This window comes from Arachnia propionica, assembly GCF_900637725.1.
Taxonomy (GTDB): domain Bacteria; phylum Actinomycetota; class Actinomycetes; order Propionibacteriales; family Propionibacteriaceae; genus Arachnia; species Arachnia propionica.
Map to the genome: position 1 here is coordinate 2,023,357 of NZ_LR134406.1, position 18,636 is coordinate 2,041,992.

The window sequence follows — 18,636 nt, forward strand, 5'->3', positions numbered from 1 at the left end:
GGCACGGCCGGGAGGAGCGGGTGTCGCTCAGTCGTCGGCCACCGGCAGCCCGGATTCCTTGAGGGTCTCCTTCGAGGTGCTCTCGGTGACGGTGAAGATGTCGGTCACCTTCGCACCGCCAGCCACCACCTCGTCGGCCTTCGCCTTCATCTTCTGGACGACGGTGGAGAAGCCGGGAATGTAACCCCATTCCGTGGACAACTCGCCGTTGGCCTCGGCCAGCACCTGGTAGACATCCTGGTTGCCGAACTGGCGCAGGGTTTTCTCTGGGGTGGTGACCGTGCCCTTGGCGGCGGGCAGGAGACCCTGGGAGGCCAGGTCGGCCACCTGGGTGTTCAACCAGTTGTTGAACTCCATGGCCTCGGTTTTGTGCTGGCAACCCTTCATGACGGCCACCCCGGAACCCCCGTCGGGACCGGTCATCCGGGCTCCCCCGAAGGTGGGCAGTTTCGCGACGCGCCACTGTCCCTCGTAGGGGGTGCCGTCCAGCTTGTCGAGGGCGTAGCCGATCTCCCAGGCGGGAGCGATGTTGCCGATCAGGGAACCGTTCGTCAGGGCCTGTTCGTAGGAGTCGTCCGCGCGTTTGTGGGTGAGCGCGGCCTGGGCGTCCAGGGCGTCCTGCCAGAACTTGGCCACCACCTGCGTTTTCTCGTCGGTGGTGTTGATCCTCCACTTGTTGTCGACCGTCGAGTACCACACGGCACCGGCGGCGGCGGCCTGTGCGGAGAGCCAGTAGCCGACCTCGTCGGGTTCGAAGTCGAGGATGTACTTGCCCTGGGCGGCGGCCTTCTTGGCGGCCTCCAGGAGTTCGTCGAAGGTCTTGGGAACCTCGATGCCCAGGGCGTTGAACTCGGCCTCGTTGTACAGGTAGACCAAGGGCCCGGTGTCCTGGGGCAGGCCCACCATCTTGCCGCCGACCGACATCCGGGAATAGGCGGCGTCGTTGTAGTTGTCCTTGTACTTGGAGGCCTCACCGGAGACGTCTTCGAGCAGGTTCCCAACGAACATCTCGGGGGCCTCTCCGTAGCCGACCTGGGCCAGGCAGGGGGCGCTCTTGTTCGCCACGTCGGTCTTCAGCTTGGTCATCAGTTCCGACGACTTGCCGGTGAACTTGGTGGCGGTGACCTGGATGTTCGGATGCGCGGCATTCCATTTCTCGACCATGTCGACCACTGGGATCATGCCCGGCCCGTCGGGAAGCCGGTGCACATATTCGATCCTGATCACGTTGTCGCCCGAGTGGGCGGATTCGGACCCGCCGCTACCGGCCGCGGTTCCGCATGCGGAAAGAACGATGGCTGTCGCTGACAACAGGCCCGTGACGGCCATCAAGCACTTGCTCTGCATTGAATTTTTATTCCCTCTACGTCGGCCTCTGACAGGAGACGGGCCCCGGCTCCGCGGTAGACCGGGCGGCCTGCCGACAGGACACGGGGCTTTTCCTCCTGCGCATAATCAATGTACATAACCCGAGGCCCGGTCCGTGACCACGGGGTCACGGACTGAAACACCAGCCCCCATCATGACTGGTGTACGGCATGGTCCGGCACAGGAACACGATGGAGGGTCGCCGTCTCATCCCGTCCGGCGAGTCCTCGCTCGGACAGCACTTTTCGCAACAGGGCCTAAGCTGGCTGTGCAGGCCCGAGGGTCCGTTGAACAGTTAAGGAGTCACATGAGCGAGCAGCTGGCCCAAGTCGGGGTGATCGGAATGGCGGTGATGGGGTCGAACCTGGCCCGGAACCTCGCCCGCAGGGGATTCCGAGTGGCCCTCTACAATCGGACGACCGCCCGCACCGACGAGGTCATCGCGCTCCACGGCTCAGAGGGAGATTTCGCACCCTTCCACGAGTTGACGGATTTCGTCGCCTCCCTGGAACGTCCCCGCCGCGTCATTCTCATGGTCAAGGCCGGTGGCCCGACCGACGCCACCATCGACGCCCTCGTGCCGCTCCTCGAGAAGGGGGACATCGTCGTCGACGGCGGCAACTCGTTCTTCCAGGACACCCGCCGCCGCGAGCAGCGCCTCCGCGACCTCGGATTGCACTTCGTGGGGGCTGGGATCTCCGGAGGGGAGGTCGGAGCCCTGGAGGGACCCTCGATCATGCCCGGCGGATCCCCGGAGTCCTACGAGGCGCTCGGCCCGATCCTGGAGCGGATCGCCGCCGACGTGAATGGTGAACCCTGTTGCACCTACATCGGCACCGACGGCGCCGGGCATTTCGTGAAGATGGTCCACAACGGCATCGAGTACGCCGACATGCAGTTCATCGGCGAGGCCTACGAACTGCTGAAGGCCCTGGGCCTCGGCCACGCCGAGATGGCGGACATTTTTGCCACCTGGAACACCGGGGACCTGGATTCCTACCTCATTGAGATCACCGCCGAGGTGCTGCGCAAGACCGATCCCCGCACCGGTGTTCCGCTGGTGGACGTGATCCGGGACGCCGCGGGCATGAAGGGAACGGGCACCTGGACGGTCCAGTCGGCGCTCGACCTGGGCACCCCGGTCAACACCATCGCCGAATCCGTGTTCGCCCGCGCCATTTCCTCGTCCCCCGAGCTGCGCACCGCCGCCCGGGCGGCCCTCCACGGACCGGATCGGGGCATCCGGGTGGCTGATCGCGACGTCTTCGTCGAGCAGGTTCGCCAGGCGTTGTGGGCCAGTAAAGTGGTGGCCTACGCGCAGGGCCTGGACGAGATCCGCATGGCAGCCGCCGAGTACGGCTGGAGCATCGACATCGCGGAGGTGGCGCGGATCTGGCGAGCCGGCTGCATCATCCGCGCCCGCCTGCTGGAGCGGATCCGTTCCGAATACGCAGCCGGCAATCTCGTCACCCTGCTGGAGGCCCCCTCCATCGTGGCGGGCCTCACTGAGGCCCAGGAAGGCTGGCGCACCGTCGTGGCCGAGGCCGTGCGGGCCGGGGTACCGGTACCCGGTTTCTCGGCGGCGCTGGCCCACTACGACCAGGCCCGCGCCCCGCGCCTCAACGCGGCACTCACACAAGGACTGCGCGACTACTTCGGTGCGCACACCTATCGCCGCATCGACGACGAGGGGGCCTTCCACATCAACTGGTCGACCGACGGCGCGGAGGTCGCCGCCGACTGACCACAAGTCCTCGGACGAGCGCGAGCTGGTTTCGACACGGCCGGCTCGCAGAGCGAGCAGGCCGGCTCAACCAACTTCCACCCCCACGAAGCTGGTTGAGCCGGCACGGGGCACCCCTCTCTTCTGAAGCTGGTTGAGCCGGGCCGCGAGGAACGAGCGGTCCGAGTCGAAACCAACTTCCACATCCCAGGCCGACCCAACCAGCTTCGGGGTAGGTTCCGTGGTCTGTCGGGACCAGGTGGCAGACTTCCGGCATGCCGATGAGCCGTTTCTCCGCCCCGAGCCGGGACTGGTTCGTGAACACCTTCGGGGCGCCGACGCCCGTGCAGGAAGGGGCGTGGCGAGCCATCGCCGACGGGGGTCACGTCCTGGTGGTGGCGCCGACCGGCTCCGGGAAGACTCTGGCGGCCTTCCTGCACGCCCTCGATTCCCTGCTGCAACCCAGTGACCGTCCCCGGGGCACGAGGGTGGTCTACCTCTCCCCGCTGAAGGCGCTCGGGGTGGATGTGGAACGCAACCTGCGCGTCCCGCTGGCCGGAATCCGCGAGGAGGCCGGGCGGCAGGGCCGCAGGGTTTCCGAGGTCACCGTCGGCGTGCGCTCAGGCGACACCCCGGCCCGCGACCGCGACCGAATGCGGCGCAGGCCACCGGATGTGTTGATCACCACACCCGAGTCGCTGTATCTGATGCTCACGTCCTCGGCCCGGGAATCCCTCCGCGACGTCGAGACGGTGATAATCGACGAGATCCACGCCGTCGCCGGTTCCAAACGCGGCACCCACCTGGCCCTCAGCCTGGAGCGCCTGGACCTGCTGGCTGGGCGCGACGTGCGGCGTGTGGCCCTGTCCGCCACCGTGCGTCCCGTCGAAAAGGTGGCGGCCTTCCTCGGGGGCGACCGGGACGTGGTCGTGGTGGCTCCCGGGACCGGGAAAAGCTGGGACGTCCGGGTCGACACTCCCCCGCTGAACGATCCCTGGCCCCACGTGGAGAAGGAGATCCTGGATTCGATCCTGAGGGCCCGGTCCACGCTGGTGTTCGCGAACTCCCGCCGGGCGGCGGAGAAGCTGACGGCTCGCCTCAACGAGCTGTGGCTGGATGCCGGCGGCGGTGAGGACCTGGCTCGCGCCCACCACGGTTCGGTCAGCAAACAAGTCCGGGCCGAGATCGAGGACGCGCTCAAGGCGGGGCGGCTGCGGGCCGTCGTGGCCACGAGCTCCTTGGAGCTGGGCATCGACATGGGCGCCGTCGACCAGGTGATCCAGATCAGCGCCCCCTTGTCCACTTCGAGTGCGCTGCAGCGTTTCGGCCGGGCCGGGCACCGGGTGGGTGCGACCTCCCGGGGACGCCTCCACACCCTGCACCGCGGGGAGCTGGCGGCCGCGGTCGTGACCGTATCCGACATGATCGCGGGCCGGATCGAGGAGCTGCGCATCCCTGTGCTGGCGCTCGACGTCCTGGCCCAGCAGACCGTAGCCGCTGCCGCCGCCGCGGGGGATGCGGGACTGGAGATCGAGACCTGGCTGGCGGCGGTTCGGCGTTCCCATCCCTACTCCGGCCTGAAGGACGACGCCTTCGACGCGGTCCTGCGGTTGCTGCTCGGCACCTATCCCAGCGCCGATTTCTCGGAGCTGCGGGCCCGCCTGGAGCGGCGCGGCGACCGGTTGTTCGCCCTACCCGGGGCCGGGCGGCTCGCCGTCACATCGGGCGGCACCATCCCGGACCGGGGTCTCTACGGGGTGTTCCTGGCCGACGGTGACGGCCCCGGACGCCGGGTCGGGGAACTCGACGAGGAAATGGTCCACGAGACCCGGGTGGGTGAGACCTTCACGCTCGGCGCCTCCTCGTGGACGGTGGTCGGAATCACACGCGACCAGGTGCTGGTCACCCCCGCGCCCGGGCGGCTCGGGAAACTGCCCTTCTGGATCGGTGAGGATCTGTCCCGCCCCGCGGAACTGGGTCATCGCATCGGGGAGTTGCTGCGCCGGGTCACCGAGGACCCCGACGGCCTCGATCTCCCCTGGATCGACGAGAACACCCTGAGGGAGCTGGTGGCCCTCGTCGCGGAGCAGCGCGAGGCCACCGGGATGATACCGGACGAGCGAACCGTCGTGGTGGAAAGGTTCCGCGACGAGCTGGGTGACTGGCGGATCGTGGTGCACAGCCCACTGGGACGAGCGGTACTGGCACCCTGGAGCGTGGCGGTGGCCGCCCTCGTGGAGCAGCGTTCCGGGGTCGATTCCCAGCCCGTGGCCACTGACGACGGTTTCATCCTGCGGCTTCCCGACGGGGAACTGCCCGCCCTGGTCGTGGACCTGGTGCGGATCGCCCCGGAGAAGGTGGAGCGTCTCGTCGCGGACCAGGTGGGCGGCACCTCGCTGTTCGCGGCCCGGTTCCGGGAGTGCGCATCCCGCGCCCTGCTGCTGCCTCGCCGCCACGGCCGCCGGATGCCGCTGTGGCAGCAGCGTCACCGGGCCGCCCAGCTGCTCCAGGTGGCACGCCAGCACCCGAACTTCCCCATCACCCTGGAGGCGGTGCGGGAATGCCTGAACGACCGGTGGGACCTGCCCGGGCTGACCGGGTTGCTCTCGCGGATCCGTTCGGGGACGGTGCGGCTAGTCGAGGTGGTCACGCCCTCCCCCAGCCCGTTCGCGGCCAGCATGCTCTACGGCTACGCGGGCAGATTCATGTACGAGGGGGACCTGCCGATCGCGGAGAAGCGGGCCCAGTCGCTGGCCCTCGACCCGGCCCTGCTGGCCTCGGTGCTCGGAACACTGGACCTGCGGGAGCTGCTGGACCCCGTCGTCGTCGAGCGTTTCCGGGCGGAGCTGCAGCACACCGCCGACGGTTACCGGGCCCGGAATGCCGCAGAACTGGTGGATCTGCCCCGCCGCCTGGGGCCCCTGTCCCCCACGGAACTGGAACTTCGAAGCGAGCTTCCCCTGCCCGATCCGCCGCCGTCCGGCCTGGTGCCCGTGGTCATCGCCGGTGAGGAACGCCTGGCCGCCGAACCGGATCTCGCGTTGCTGCACGACGCCCTGGGGGTGGCGGTGCCCGGCGAGGTGAGCGCCGAACCCGGCGGCCGCGATCCCCTGACCCAGCTCACCGCCCGTTTCGCCCGCACCCACACGCCCTTCACGGCCGCGGCCCTCGCGGTTTCGTTAGGGCTTGGCCGGGCCGTGGCCGGCCACCTCCTGGAGTCGGAGGCCGATGCGGGCCGCCTGGTCAGGGGCAGGTTCACCGAGGACGTGGCCGAGACCGAGTACTGCGATCCGGGGGTCCTGGACCGGCTGCGGGGACGCTGCCTGGCCGCTGCCCGGGCCGCCGTGGAGCCGGTGCCCGCCGAGGCCTACGCCCGTTTCCTGCTGGATCGGCACGGTATCACGGAGCCGCGCCCCTCCTCCCCCGACGAGGTGCTCCTGGCCCTGCAGCAGCTGGCAGGGGTGGTGCTACCGGCCAGCGTGTGGGAATCGCACGTGCTCCCGGCACGGATCTCCGGATACCAGCCCTCCCACCTGGACCAGCTGCTGGCGGAGGGTGAGGCGCTGATCCGGCTCCGCGGCTCCGGACCGGATCCGTCGCTGACCCTGGTGGCGGCCGACGACCTGGATCTGGTGCCGCCGCCCTCCGAGGCAGCGGACGAGGAGGTTTCCGCCTTCGCGGCCGGGCTCGGTGACGGCCTGGTGGCGCCCGGGAACGCGGAACTCCTGTGGCGGGCCGCCGCGGCGGGGCTGGTGGCACCCGCCTCGATGGCCCCGATCCGCGCGTTGCTGACCGGGACCTCGCCCCGCCGCGCCCCGCGCAGCAGCTCCCGTTTCAGGGCCAGGCGCCCTCGCCCCGCGCGTCCCGTCAGTCCCGTTTCCCGGGCTTTGCCCGGCCGCTGGTACGCCGTCACCGACGGTTCCGCGACACCCACCGAGGTGCGGCTGGCACGGGCAACCGGTTGGTTGGAGCGGTACGGCGTCGTGGCCCGGGGGATCGTGGAGGGAACACCCGGGGGTTTCGCGGCCGCCTACGGGCTGCTGCGGGAGCTCGAGGACAGCGGCCTGTTGCGGCGCGGGGTGTTGGTGGCGGGGCTGGGCGCGGCCCAGTTCGCCGCCCCTGGGACCATCGATGCGCTGCGGTCCTTCCGCGAACCCGACGCCTCCGCGGTGAGGGTGCTGGCAGCGGTCGATCCCGCGAATCCCTTCGGCCGGGTGCTGCCCTGGCCGGCCCACGACACCGCCCGGCCCTCACGCCTGGCCGGGGCAGTGGTGGTGATCGCCGACGGGAGCTGCCTGGCCCACCTGGGGCGCGGCGGGCGATCGCTGACCCTGTTCCCCTCCGGTTCCCCTGCCGCCGCGGCCGCCCGGGTGATCCGCGCCCTGGGCGAGGCGGTGGCCCAGGGCCGGATGGCGCGGTTTCGCATCGAGGAGATCGACGGCGCCCGGGCCACGGCGCATCCCCTTGCGTCCGAGCTCAGGAAGGCCGGGGCCGGGCTCCATCCGCAGGGGCTCGTGGTGGAGGGCACCCCAACACCACGCCGATAGATCAAATCATGCACATCTAGGTTTTTTGATATATAGTCCCTATCACCCTGATTGACCGACGAAAGGTGACCGCCATGTCCTTGATCAACACCCCGATCAAACCCTTCGCCACGACCGCCTACCGCTCCGGTGCCTTCGTGGATGTCTCCAGCGATGACTTCCAGGGCAAGTGGAACATCGTCTTCTTCTACCCCGCCGACTTCACCTTCGTGTGCCCGACCGAACTGGCCGACCTCCAGGGCATCTACGCCGAGCTCCAGTCCCTGGGCGTCGAGGTCTACTCGGTGAGCCGCGACTCCCACTTCGTCCACAAGGCGTGGCACGAGACCTCCCCCGAGATCGGCACCCTTGAGTTCGCGATGCTCGGTGACGTCAACGGCGTGATCACCAACAACTTCGACAACGCCCGCCCCGACTCCGGCCTGGCCGACCGCTCCACCTACCTCATCGACCCCGACGGCATCATCCAGTACATCGAGACCACCCCCGAGGGCGTGGGCCGCAACGCCACCGAGCTGCTCCGCAAGGTCAAGGCCGCCCAGTACGTCCGCAACCACCCCGGCGAGGTCTGCCCCGCCAAGTGGGAGGAGGGCGAGGAAACCCTCACCCCGTCCTTCGACCTGGTCGGCAAGATCTGAAACAGCAGTAAGGAGAAACCACACAGTGCTGGACGCCAACGCCACCGCACAGCTCAAGAAGTACCTGGAGCTCGTCTCGCTCCCGCTCGAACTCGCCGCCTCGCTCGACGACTCCCCCGCCTCCGCCAAGATGCGTGAACTCCTCGGCGAGATCGCGGCCCTCAGCCCCCTCGTGAGCGTCGTCGAGGAATCCAACCCCCGCACCCCCTCCTTCGCGATCCGGCGCGCCGGCACCGAGATCGAGGTCCGGTTCGCGGGACTGCCCATGGGACACGAGTTCTCCTCACTGGTGCTCGCCCTGGTCCAGGTCGGCGGCCACGCCCCTCGCCTGGACGAGGAGACCGCCGAGGCGGTGCGCCGGCTCGAAGGGGGAGAATTCGTCACCTACATGTCCCTGACGTGCCAGAACTGCCCGACCGTGGTTCAGGCCCTCAACACCATGAGCGTCCTCAACCCGAGGATCCGTCACGTGGCGGTCGAGGGCGGCGCCTTCAAGGACGAGGTGGAGGCGCTCGGCATCAAGGCGGTTCCCGCTATCTACAAGGACGGGCAGCTGTTCGGCCAGGGTCGCATGGATGTCGCGGACTTCGTCGCCCGCCTCGATTCCGGGGCCGGCGCGCGCATCGCCGAGGCCCTTGACGCGAAGGACCCGTTCGAGGTCCTGGTCGTCGGGGGCGGCCCCGCGGGGGCGACGGCAGCCATCTACTCCGCCCGCAAGGCGCTGCGCACCGGCCTGGTCGCCGCGCGATTCGGCGGGCAGGTCCTCGACACCATGGCCATCGAGAACTTCATCTCGGTGCCCCACACCGAGGGTCCGCGGCTCGGGGCCGCCCTGGAGGAGCACGTCCGCTCCCACGACGTGGACATCACCACGGGGGTGAAGGCCTCGGCGCTGCACCCGGCGGGCGAGGACGGATTGATCGCAGTCGACATCGAGGGCGGCGGAACGCTGCGTGCCCGCAGCGTCGTCCTGGCGACGGGCGCCCACTACCGGACCATGGGCGTCCCCGGCGAAGAGGAGTACCGGAACAAGGGTGTGACCTTCTGCCCGCACTGCGACGGCCCCCTGTTCAAGGACAGGCCGGTTGCGGTGATCGGTGGCGGCAACTCGGGCATCGAGGCCGCCATCGACCTGGCGCAGGTCGCCTCGCACGTGACGGTGGTGGAGTTCCTCGATGTCCTCAAGGCCGATGCCGTGCTGGTGAACACGCTGCGCTCCCTGCCCAACGTCGACGTCCTGACCTCGACGCGGGTGGTGGAGGTCGTCGGTGACGGCTCCCAGGTGATCGGCCTGGATGTCGAGGACCGCACCTCCGGGCAGGTGCGGCGCCTGGATCTGGAGGGGGTCTTCGTCCAGATCGGGCTCCTGCCCGACACCGGCTGGCTGGACGGCGTGATCGAACGCAACCGTGCGGGCGAGATCGTCGTCGATCAGCGCGGCGCCACCTCCCTGCCCGGGGTATTCGCCGCCGGTGACTGCGCCAACACCCCCTACAAGCAGATCGTCATCTCGCTGGGTTCCGGGGCCACTGCGGCACTGTCCGCTTTCGACCACCTGATCCGTTCGCGGGAGGAGGCGGACACCCCCGCCGCTGCTACCCTCCGGGCATGAACCTGAGGGATCTGGAATACCTCGTGGCGGTGGCCGACCAGCGGAGTTTCCGCTCGGCGGCCGCCGCCTGTGGGGTCTCGCAGCCGACCCTGTCAGTCCAGCTCCGCAAACTCGATGAGGAACTCGGAGTCGTCCTGATCGACCGTGCCGCGTCCCGCCCGGTGCTGACCCCGATCGGTCAGCGGGTGGTGGGACGGGCGCGGGCGGTACTGGCCGAGGCCGAGGCGATACGGGTGATCGCTCGGGACGCGACGGGCGCCACCACCCAGCTGCGGCTGGGGGTCTTCCCCACCCTCGGTCCGTACCTACTGCCTCACGTCCTGCCCCACGCCGGGAAGCGGTTCCCGAATCTTCAGTTGCTGCTGACCGAGGAGAAGACCCAACAGCTGGTGACGATGCTGCGCTCGGGAGGGCTGGACGCTGCGCTGATCGCCATACCCGCCGATGACCCCCACCTGGAGGTGCGTCCCCTCTTCCGTGAAGAGTTCGTCCTGGCAACCCCCGCCGGACATCCACTGATGGATGGGACTGGCGGGAGTCTCCGGGAAAGCCCTCCCATCCCGCCGGCCCGCGTGGCCGAGCACGAACTGCTGGTCCTGGGCGAGGGACACTGCCTGGGCGGCCAGGTGCAGCGGTGGGCCTCCGAACACCGGGTTCGGCTGCGGAAGGACTACCGCGCCACGAGCCTCGAGACCATGCGCCACATGATTGCTTCCGGCAGCGGCCTCAGCCTGCTGCCGGCCATGACGGTCCTACCCCCCGTCCCGCCGGCCCCCGGCCTGGCGTTGCGCCGGATCGCCCCTCCCGCGCCCAGCCGGGACATCGCGCTGGTGTGGCCCCGCACATCACCCCGCGCGGCCACCCTCGAGGCGCTGGCGCCCGCCCTGATCCCCTCCGTCGCCCTGGTCCAGGAGCTGTGAGCGGGCCGGCCCGTCGAGCCACCGGGCGTGGTCCCGGCGCGGGACAACCCGCAAGGGCGGTATCAATCGATCAGCCGCTTCGTCAGGTCCTTTCGCACCTCCTCGGGCAGCGCTACGGGCTTCCCCTCCCCGTCCGCGGCGACCAGGATGGTGCGACCACGGGCGAAGGTGGTGCCGTCGTCGGGGTTGAAGATCTCGGCCGCGAGAGTCACGGAGGTGTGGCCGAGCGCCGCGGGAGCGGTGCGCACCGCGTAGGGGTCCATCCGGTGGGTGATCTGGTTGATGTAGTCGACGTCCTGGCGGGCGATCAGCCAGTTCAGCGGGGCCTTCCGGGTTCCGGAACGCACCATGGCGGGGCTCCACGAGGTGGTTGCGGCTATCCGCGCCTGCATCAGGTAGTCGAGGACCTTGACGTTGTTGACGTGCCCGTAGGAATCCAGATCCGACCAGCGCACCGGGCAGGGCGTCACCGACCCGTTCCGACCGAGATCCGGGACGTCGATGTGGCGCATGGGCTCCACCTCCGCCCGGTGCTCGGCCAGCCATTCCCTGTCGGTAAGGGCGAGGCGGGTCGGTTGTTGGGTCTCGAAGTCGAACGGGCACAGCACCGTTCGGGCCCGGGCCACCGGCGTCGCGTCCTGGAAGAGTGCGTAGGCCACGTCGAACCGAGCACCGCCCAGCCGGGTAATCGCCACCTCCGCGCCGATCCCGGCGTCCGAGTAGGTGATCGGCGCCAGGTAGCTGATCCGGTGACCGACCACCACGACCCCGGAGTCCAGCAGCCCGGAGCACGGCCCCGCCCTGAAGAACGCGGTCCGCGCCTCCTGGAGGTAGTCGGCGATGACGGCGTTGTTGACGTGCCCTTGGGCATCAAGATCGGACCAGCGCAGCGCGATCGTGGTGCGGAACACGTCACTCCTCCGCGTCGTAGAGGGAGTCGACGATGTCGCCGTAGCGTTTCGTCACCGCCGCGCGGCGGATCTTCATGTTGGGGGTGACCCCGTCGTTGTCGACCGTGAGTTCGTGATCGAGGATCGCGAAACGCTTCACGGTCTCCCAGCGTTCGAGACGCGCATTGGCCTTCGCCATTTGTTTCTCGATCGAGGCACGGATCTCGGGGCGCTGGCTGAGTTCGGCGTAGCTCAGGTGCCCGAGCTGGCGTTTCTCCGCCCAGGTCCGGAGCAGTGCCGGGTCGAGCACCAGCAGCGCGGAGCAGTACTTGCGTCCGTCCCCCACCGCGATGGCCTGCGAGATGTAGGGAATGTTCGCGGTGATCGCACCCTCGACCTTCTGCGGGGCGACGTATTTGCCGCCCGAGGTCTTGAACAGGTCTTTCTTGCGGTCGGTGATGGTCAGGTTGCCCTCGGCGTCGAACTCACCCAGGTCACCGGTGTGGTACCAGCCGTCGCTGAACACCTCCGCCGTGATGTCGGGCAGGTTGTGATATCCGGGGGTGATGATGGGTCCGCGCAGCAGCACCTCCCCGTCCTCGGCGAGTTTCGTCTCGATCCCGGGCATCACCTTGCCCACCGATCCGAAACGCGGCTCGGCGGGAACGTTCAGGAAGGCGATGGCGGAGGTTTCCGTGGAACCGTAACCCTCGACGATCAGCAGGCCCGCCGAGTAGAACCACTCCTGCACCTGGGCGGAGAGCTTCGCCGAACCGGAGATCATGAATTTCATCCGCCCCCCGAGCTTCGCCTTGAGCTTGGAGAACACCAAAGCGTCGGCCACCCGGTACTTCAACGCCAGGGAACCGGGCATCGGAAGCCCGGAGAGCCGGTAGCCGCGGGAGTCGCGCCCCACGGCGAAGGCCCAGCGGGAGATCCGGTCCTTCAGACCCGTGTTGGCGGTCATGACGGCGGCCCGCACCTTCTCGAAGATGCGGGGGGCGCCGCACATGAACGTCGGTTTGACCTCACCCAGGCCGTCGACGATCCGGTCGATCCGCCCGTCCACGGCGGAGGCGAACCCGTAGGCGATCTGGCAGGCGATCAGCGCCTTCCCGAAAACGTGACTGAGCGGCAGCCACAGGTATTGCAGGTCGGAGTCGTCGATGATCTTCCAGTACTTGGTTCCCGAACCCTCGTAGATCCAGGAGGCGTGGTTGAGCCGCACCCCCTTCGGCTGCCCCGTCGTGCCGGAGGTGTAGATGAGAGTGGAGAGGGTGTCGTGGTCGGTGGATGCGATGGCCTCGTCGACGATCCCGGGATTCTGTTTCAACTGTTCCGCGCCGAGAAGCTGCAGCTGCGTGTAGGAGATGACCCGGTCGTTCAACTCCACGTGGGCGGCATCGATGACGACGATGGTGTGAACGGCGGCCCTCAGGGTGGGGCTGGCCTCCACCTTCGCGAGCTGGGTCGCGTCCTCTACCACCACGATGCAGGTTCCCGAGTCATCCAGGATGAACTCCACGTCCCCCGCCGCCGTGTTCGGGTAGACCGTCGTGGTGGCGCCCGCCGCGCAGGCCACGGCCAGATCGAGCAGGATCCACTCGAGCCTGGTGGTGGAGATTATCCCCACCCGCTGTTCGCGGGACAGTCCCCGGGCCAGTAGCCCGGCCGCGAGCTGGTCCACCAGCAGCCGCGATTCCGCCCACGTGTACCGGGTCCACTGGTTCGGGCCCTCCGGCGCCCGGTCAGGGTCGAGGAAGGCCAGGCCGTCGGGGGTCTCGGCCACTCGACGCCGGAACATATCGCCGACCGAGTTGGCGAAGCTGAGCAGTTCTTCCTGAAGACTCATCAACACTCCTAAGAGACATGGCGTTGCGAGCCTAACTGAATCGTGGAGCTCTTTACACAACTGGCCCCGGAAGAACCACCCCCATGGTTAGGATTGCGAACTGTGACCAAGGTTGAATGGCTGGACGACGATCAGCAGCGGATCTGGCGCGCTTGGCTGCGCGCCACTCATCGCATACAGAGTTATCTTGACACGGACCTCCGGTTGGCCGGTTTGGACCTGGCGGAATACGAGATACTGGTTACGCTCTCGGAGGCCCCAGGCCAACAGTTACGGATGAGCGAGCTCGCCCACGCGGTCAGCCAGTCCCGTTCCCGCTTGACACACACCGTTAAACGCCTTGAGGCCAGGGGACATGCGGAACGCACCAACTGCGCCGACGACGGGCGGGGGGTACTGGCCTCGTTGACGACGGAGGGCATGAGTTTCCTAACGCAAGTCGCCCCCGGACACGTGGCGGCGGTACGCCGGATCCTGATAGACGCCATTGAGCCCGGGGACCTGAAGGCCTTGGGCCGCGCCTGCGACGCCATCCTGGCGGTACCGGACTACGATGAGCATCCGTGAACCCAGTCGAGCTGCTTCGTGACCGACTCGGCGACCTGACACACCTGCTGGACGATTCAGCCCTCACCCGCGGCATCTACTCCTCCGACGCATCCCTCTACCGGGTACCCCCCTTGGTGGTTGCCCGCCCCGAGAACCGCGACCAACTGATCGCGCTCGTGCGGGCGGCCCTGGAGTGCCGTCTTCCCGTCACCGTGCGCGGTGCGGGCACCTCGTGCGCGGGCAACGCGGTCGGAGCGGGCCTCGTGATAGACGTCGCCAAGCACCTGAACCGCATCCACGTCGTCGACGAACGAACCCGCACCGCCGTGATCGACCCGGGGGTGGTGCAGGAAACCCTCCAGCGGGCGGCCGCTCCCCATGGTCTGAGGCTCGGCCCGGACCCGTCCACCTCGTCGCGCTGCACCGTCGGCGGGATGATCGGGAACAACGCCTGCGGGCCGCGGGCCCTCGGCTACGGTCGCATGTCCGACAACGTGGTGGAACTGGAGATCATCGACGGCCACGGCCAGCTGCGGGTTCTGGGCCGCGATGACTTCCCCGAGCTGCGTTCGCTGGTGATGGCCCACCTGGGTGTGATCCGAACCGAGTTCGGTCGTTTCTCCCGGCAGGTCTCCGGGTATTCGATGGAGCACCTGCTACCGGAGAAGAAATTCGACGTGGCGAAGTTCTTCGCGGGCACCGAGGGAACCCTGGGGATCATCACCCGGGCCACGGTGCGTCTGACGCCCGACCCCTCGCATCGCCTCATGGTGGCGCTCGGCTACCCGTCGATGGATCGTGCCGGGGACGACATCTCCCGGCTGCTGAAGTTCCGCCCCACCGCCTGCGAGGGGCTGGACCGGCGCATCGTTGACGTGGTGATCCGCAAACGGGGTGCCGATTCCGTCGGCCGGCTGCCCGCGGGCGAGGGCTGGATGTTCGTCGAACTGGCCGGGGAGGATCCTGCGGAGGTCCGCGACCGCGCCGAGGCGCTCCTCGCCGAGGCCGACACCCGGGCCGGGTGGATCGTCGAGGATCAGGAGCAGGCCGCATCGCTGTGGAAACTGCGGGCCGACGGGGCAGGGCTGGCCGGGGTGTCGCTGGACAAACCCGCCTACGGGAGCTGGGAGGACGCGGCCGTGCCCCCGGAGCACCTGGGCGATTACCTGCGCGACTTCGAGGCCCTCCTGGCCCGGCACGGCCTGCACTCGCTGCCCTACGGACACTTCGGCGACGGCTGTGTCCACGCACGCATCGACTTCCCCTTCGAGGCTCCCGACGGCCGGGCCCGGTATCGCGCCTTCATGCTGGAGGCCGCCGAGATGGTGGCCTCCCACGGCGGTTCGATGTCCGGCGAGCACGGCGACGGGCGCGCCCGTTCGGAGCTGCTGCCACGGATGTACTCCCCCGAGGCACTGAAGCTGTTCGGCGCGGTCAAGCACCTGTTCGACCCCGAGAACCTGCTCAATCCGGGTGTGCTGGTCGATCCCGAACCCACCGACTCCAATCTCCGGATGGTGGCGGCAACCGTTTCCCCCCTGAACCTGGAGGATCCCGAGTTCGTGGCCCGGGTGCACCAGTGCTCAGGGGTCGGCAAGTGCCTGTCCGACACCACAGCCTCCGGCGGGGTGATGTGCCCGAGCTATCAGGCCACCCGCGACGAGAAGGATTCCACGCGGGGCCGGGCCAGGGCGTTGCAGGAGATGGTCAACGGTTCCCTCATCACGGGGGGCTGGCGTTCGCGTGAGGTGGCCGAGGCCCTCGACCTGTGCCTGTCCTGCAAGGGCTGCTCCCGCGACTGCCCCACGGGAATCGACATGGCCGCCTACAAGTCGCGCGTCACCCATGAGCGTCTCAAGGGACGGTTGCGGCCCCGGAACCACTACTCCTTGGGTTGGCTGCCGCGCTGGGGACGTCTCATCACGAAACTCCCCGGCATCGGGCCGCTCATCAACGTCGTCGGGGCCGCCCCCGGGTTGGGGAGCCTGATGAAGTGGGCCGCCGGGGTCGACGGGCGGCGGCAGATCCCGCGTTTCGCGTCGCGTTCCGCCCGCCGCCGCACCACACTGCCGGAGGGTGGGGGCAAGGGCCCCGTCCTGATCTGGGTGGATTCGTTCAGCGACTGCTTCGAGTCGAACTCCTTCGCCGCGGTGGTGCAGGTCCTGGCCCGTCTCGGCTACGCACCCCGGGCGCTGAATGAAAAGGCCTGCTGCGGCCTGACCTGGATCTCAACGGGCCAGCTCGACGGCGCCCGCCGCCAGCTCAGGCACGCCGCCGCCGTGCTGGCGCCGTTCGTCGAACAGGGCATTCCGATCGTCGGTGTGGAGCCGAGCTGCACCAGCGTGTGGCGCTCCGACGCGCCCGAACTGCTGCCCGGGGACACCAACGTGAAGGCGTTGAAAGGGAAGGTCCTGACCCTGGCGGAGTTCCTGGCCAAGGATCCCGACTTCCTGCCCCCGGACCTGTCCGGGCACACCATCGTCGCCCAGCCCCACTGCCACCACGCCTCCGTGATCGGATGGCAGACTGACCGTGCCCTGTTGAAGGCGACGGGAGCGGAACTGGTGCAGGTGGGTGGCTGCTGCGGGCTGGCCGGGAACTTCGGCGTCGAGATCGGCCACCACGAGGTGAGCGTGAAGGTCTTCGAACACGACCTCGGGCCCGCGGTGACGGCCAACCCGGAGGCCATAGTCCTGGCCGACGGTTTCAGTTGCCAGACCCAACTGAAGGGTCTGGCAGGCCGCGACTCGATGAGCCTGGCCGAGCTGTTGGCGACCCACCCGGCCCGCTCCGCCTGACCTGCAGAACCACAACGATTCAGGTGCAGAACCACAACGAGTCGGGTGCAGAACCACAATGTCGCGCGTAATATCGTTCCCATGCGCATCCGGGACCGCCACCCCGGAGGTTTCCTACTGACCGGTTCCACTGACCTGCGTCGCCCGGAGAGAACTCCGGTTTACTCAGCGGACGGGCGCGTCTGGGGATTGGAGGTCAAGGCCACCCAGACACCGAGATCGGAACACTTCACGCACCTGAAGAAACTCAGGGACCGGATCGGCGACCGTTTCCGCGGGGGCATCGTCTTGAACATGCATCCCAGGACCGTGAGGATGGGGCCCGGTTTCTGGAGCGTGCCCGTTTCCGCTCTCTGGGATCACTGAGCACTCCGGTGCCCCAGCCGGCCCCGGGTCACGGCGACGGCGATCACCGCCAGAACGGCCAGCCCCAGCACCGCCGGCCACAGGCTCGTCACCTTCTGGCCAGTCGCCTTCTCCCACACGCTCAACGCCCAGTTGATCGCATTGTGGGCGAGGATCGCGAGGAGAACGGATCCGCGCGCCGTGTTGGTGATCCAGGACAGGACGATCGACGCCGCAACCGTGAACGCGAGGAAGGCAAACAGGTCACCCACGTCCCGGTGCGGGGTCGTCTCCCATTCCGCGATCAGGAACAGGGGCAGGTGCCAGCCTCCCCAGACGATCCCGAGGATCACGGCGGCCGGAAGCGGTGAGGTGCGTTCCTGCAGTCTGGGCAGCGCGAATCCCCGCCACCCCACCTCCTCCTGAAGCGGCCCGCCGATCAGGTACGCCACCCCCATCACCAGAGGGGCGATGACCAGGGCAGGGCCTGCGAGTTCGGGCCCACCCGCCGTTTCGCCCGGCAGAATTGCCAGGACCGCAATCACGGCCGCTGGGATCGCCACCAGGGCCAGCAGATAGGCCACCAGCGGCACCCGCCAACGCAGCAGGGAGGCCGTCCAGTTCTTCAGCGACCCGGTCGTCAACCGGGTCATCACCAAGGACGCCAGGAAAGGCCCGGCGAACAGGGCGAGTTGATTCAACACGACGCTCGTCGCCACGGGGAGCTCGTAGGGCAACAGCCCCAGGTTTTTCCGCCCCAACAGGGCGGGCAGCCACAGGATCCAGGAACCCGCGTAGGCCAGGGCGATGTAACCGCCCAGGGGGTGTGACCGCAACCAGTTCTTCATTCCGCCTCCTCAGCAATGCTCCGCCAGAACTCCAGGTTGCTGCGGGTCTGCGCCCGCCCCCAGGCCAGCACCATGCGGTGGTGGGGACGGTCCCCGCCGAGATCATCGCGCTCCAGGAACTCCAGCCTGGATTCCAGTTCAGCCACCTTTCGCCTCGCGAGGGGACCGACGATGGCCGGGTCCGCGTCGGCGAAGAACAGTTGCAGGAGCGCGGGATCCCGCGTCTGCGCGGCGTCAGCGGGTCGTTGCAGCCAGCCGCGCAGAGCACGGAGCCCGTCCTCCGTGATCGAGTAGACCCGGCGTCGCCGCCCGCCCTCCTCGGACTCCACGTCCACCAGCCCCGCCTCCACCAGTTTCCTGGGTTCGGCGTAGAGCTGCGAGTGCGGGAAGGGCCAGAAGAACCCGACAGAGATCCGTGCGTTGTGTTCCAGCTCGTACGAAGTCATGGGACCCGCGGTCGCGAGCATTCCCAGGACGATGAACGAAACCGGCCGAAGCGAATGGTCCGATTCGGAGGGTTTCATGGTATGAGGATACACCCCGGCA

General features: G+C 68.4%; 13 protein-coding genes. 8 read left to right on the top strand and 5 right to left on the bottom strand.

Annotation, left to right across the window (positions count from 1 at the left end; all coding sequences use genetic code 11):
- Positions 1-27: 27 nt before the first annotated feature.
- A complete protein-coding gene (locus EL272_RS08955) occupies positions 28-1,329 on the bottom strand; it encodes an ABC transporter substrate-binding protein (RefSeq protein ID WP_061787180.1) in 1,302 nt (433 codons plus the stop codon).
- A 346-nt stretch (positions 1,330-1,675) separates the two neighbouring features.
- Between EL272_RS08955 and gndA the strand changes: the two genes are divergently transcribed.
- From gndA to EL272_RS08980, 5 genes are all read left to right on the top strand, one after another.
- Positions 1,676-3,112, top strand: coding sequence for an NADP-dependent phosphogluconate dehydrogenase (gene gndA, locus EL272_RS08960; RefSeq protein ID WP_061786839.1), 1,437 nt, complete (start codon positions 1,676-1,678; stop codon positions 3,110-3,112).
- Positions 3,113-3,366: 254 nt separating this feature from the next.
- The gene (locus tag EL272_RS08965) at positions 3,367-7,638 is read left to right on the top strand and encodes a DEAD/DEAH box helicase (RefSeq protein ID WP_061786838.1); all 4,272 of its coding nucleotides are present in this window, start codon (positions 3,367-3,369) and stop codon (positions 7,636-7,638) included.
- A gap of 74 nt (positions 7,639-7,712) precedes the next feature.
- Positions 7,713-8,276 (top strand): alkyl hydroperoxide reductase subunit C, encoded by a 564-nt coding sequence (gene ahpC / locus EL272_RS08970; RefSeq protein ID WP_014846882.1) that lies wholly within the window; start codon positions 7,713-7,715, stop codon positions 8,274-8,276.
- A gap of 25 nt (positions 8,277-8,301) precedes the next feature.
- The gene (gene ahpF / locus EL272_RS08975) at positions 8,302-9,888 is read left to right on the top strand and encodes an alkyl hydroperoxide reductase subunit F (protein ID WP_061786837.1); all 1,587 of its coding nucleotides are present in this window, start codon (positions 8,302-8,304) and stop codon (positions 9,886-9,888) included.
- On the top strand, positions 9,885-10,808 hold the full coding sequence (locus EL272_RS08980) for a LysR substrate-binding domain-containing protein (RefSeq protein ID WP_061786836.1): 924 nt from the start codon (positions 9,885-9,887) through the stop codon (positions 10,806-10,808). The genes ahpF and EL272_RS08980 overlap by 4 nt, the downstream gene beginning before the upstream one ends.
- A 62-nt stretch (positions 10,809-10,870) precedes the next feature.
- Here EL272_RS08980 and EL272_RS08985 read toward each other — a convergent pair whose 3' ends face one another.
- Together EL272_RS08985 and EL272_RS08990 are read right to left on the bottom strand one after the other, a co-directional pair.
- Entirely contained in the window at positions 10,871-11,719 is an 849-nt protein-coding gene (locus EL272_RS08985) for an acyl-CoA thioesterase (protein WP_014846885.1), read from the bottom strand.
- Between the two features lies 1 nt (position 11,720).
- Positions 11,721-13,550 carry an AMP-dependent synthetase/ligase gene (locus EL272_RS08990; protein ID WP_014846886.1) on the bottom strand — a complete coding sequence of 610 codons (1,830 nt, stop codon included), beginning with the start codon at positions 13,548-13,550 and terminating at the stop codon, positions 11,721-11,723.
- Positions 13,551-13,652: 102 nt separating this feature from the next.
- Between EL272_RS08990 and EL272_RS08995 the strand changes: the two genes are divergently transcribed.
- From EL272_RS08995 to EL272_RS09005, 3 genes are all read left to right on the top strand, one after another.
- Entirely contained in the window at positions 13,653-14,117 is a 465-nt protein-coding gene (locus EL272_RS08995; protein ID WP_014846887.1) for a MarR family winged helix-turn-helix transcriptional regulator, read from the top strand.
- Positions 14,114-16,897: an FAD-binding and (Fe-S)-binding domain-containing protein gene (locus EL272_RS09000; RefSeq protein ID WP_061786835.1), complete on the top strand. Its 2,784-nt coding sequence runs from the start codon at positions 14,114-14,116 to the stop codon at positions 16,895-16,897. The genes EL272_RS08995 and EL272_RS09000 overlap by 4 nt, the downstream gene beginning before the upstream one ends.
- Positions 16,898-16,978: 81 nt before the next feature.
- Positions 16,979-17,263, top strand: a complete 285-nt coding sequence (locus EL272_RS09005) for a hypothetical protein (protein WP_014846889.1) — start codon at positions 16,979-16,981, stop codon at positions 17,261-17,263.
- Here EL272_RS09005 and EL272_RS09010 read toward each other — a convergent pair.
- Together EL272_RS09010 and EL272_RS09015 are read right to left on the bottom strand one after the other, a co-directional pair.
- Positions 17,257-18,090, bottom strand: coding sequence for a CPBP family intramembrane glutamic endopeptidase (locus EL272_RS09010; RefSeq protein WP_014846890.1), 834 nt, complete (start codon positions 18,088-18,090; stop codon positions 17,257-17,259). The two genes, EL272_RS09005 and EL272_RS09010, sit on opposite strands and share 7 nt — an antisense overlap.
- Positions 18,087-18,614: a helix-turn-helix transcriptional regulator gene (locus EL272_RS09015; protein ID WP_014846891.1), complete on the bottom strand. Its 528-nt coding sequence runs from the start codon at positions 18,612-18,614 to the stop codon at positions 18,087-18,089. Before EL272_RS09015 ends, EL272_RS09010 begins: the two co-directional genes overlap by 4 nt.
- Between the last annotated feature and the right edge of the window lie 22 nt (positions 18,615-18,636).

Coding starts and splice junctions, on each gene's coding strand:
- EL272_RS08955 (WP_061787180.1), bottom strand. CDS start 1,329: ATGGCCGTCACGGGCCTGTTGTCAGCGACAGCCATCGTTCTTTCCGCA.
- gndA (WP_061786839.1), top strand. CDS start 1,676: ATGAGCGAGCAGCTGGCCCAAGTCGGGGTGATCGGAATGGCGGTGATG.
- EL272_RS08965 (WP_061786838.1), top strand. CDS start 3,367: ATGCCGATGAGCCGTTTCTCCGCCCCGAGCCGGGACTGGTTCGTGAAC.
- ahpC (WP_014846882.1), top strand. CDS start 7,713: ATGTCCTTGATCAACACCCCGATCAAACCCTTCGCCACGACCGCCTAC.
- EL272_RS08980 (WP_061786836.1), top strand. CDS start 9,885: ATGAACCTGAGGGATCTGGAATACCTCGTGGCGGTGGCCGACCAGCGG.
- EL272_RS08990 (WP_014846886.1), bottom strand. CDS start 13,550: ATGAGTCTTCAGGAAGAACTGCTCAGCTTCGCCAACTCGGTCGGCGAT.
- EL272_RS09005 (WP_014846889.1), top strand. CDS start 16,979: ATGCGCATCCGGGACCGCCACCCCGGAGGTTTCCTACTGACCGGTTCC.
- EL272_RS09010 (WP_014846890.1), bottom strand. CDS start 18,090: ATGAAGAACTGGTTGCGGTCACACCCCCTGGGCGGTTACATCGCCCTG.
- EL272_RS09015 (WP_014846891.1), bottom strand. CDS start 18,614: ATGAAACCCTCCGAATCGGACCATTCGCTTCGGCCGGTTTCGTTCATC.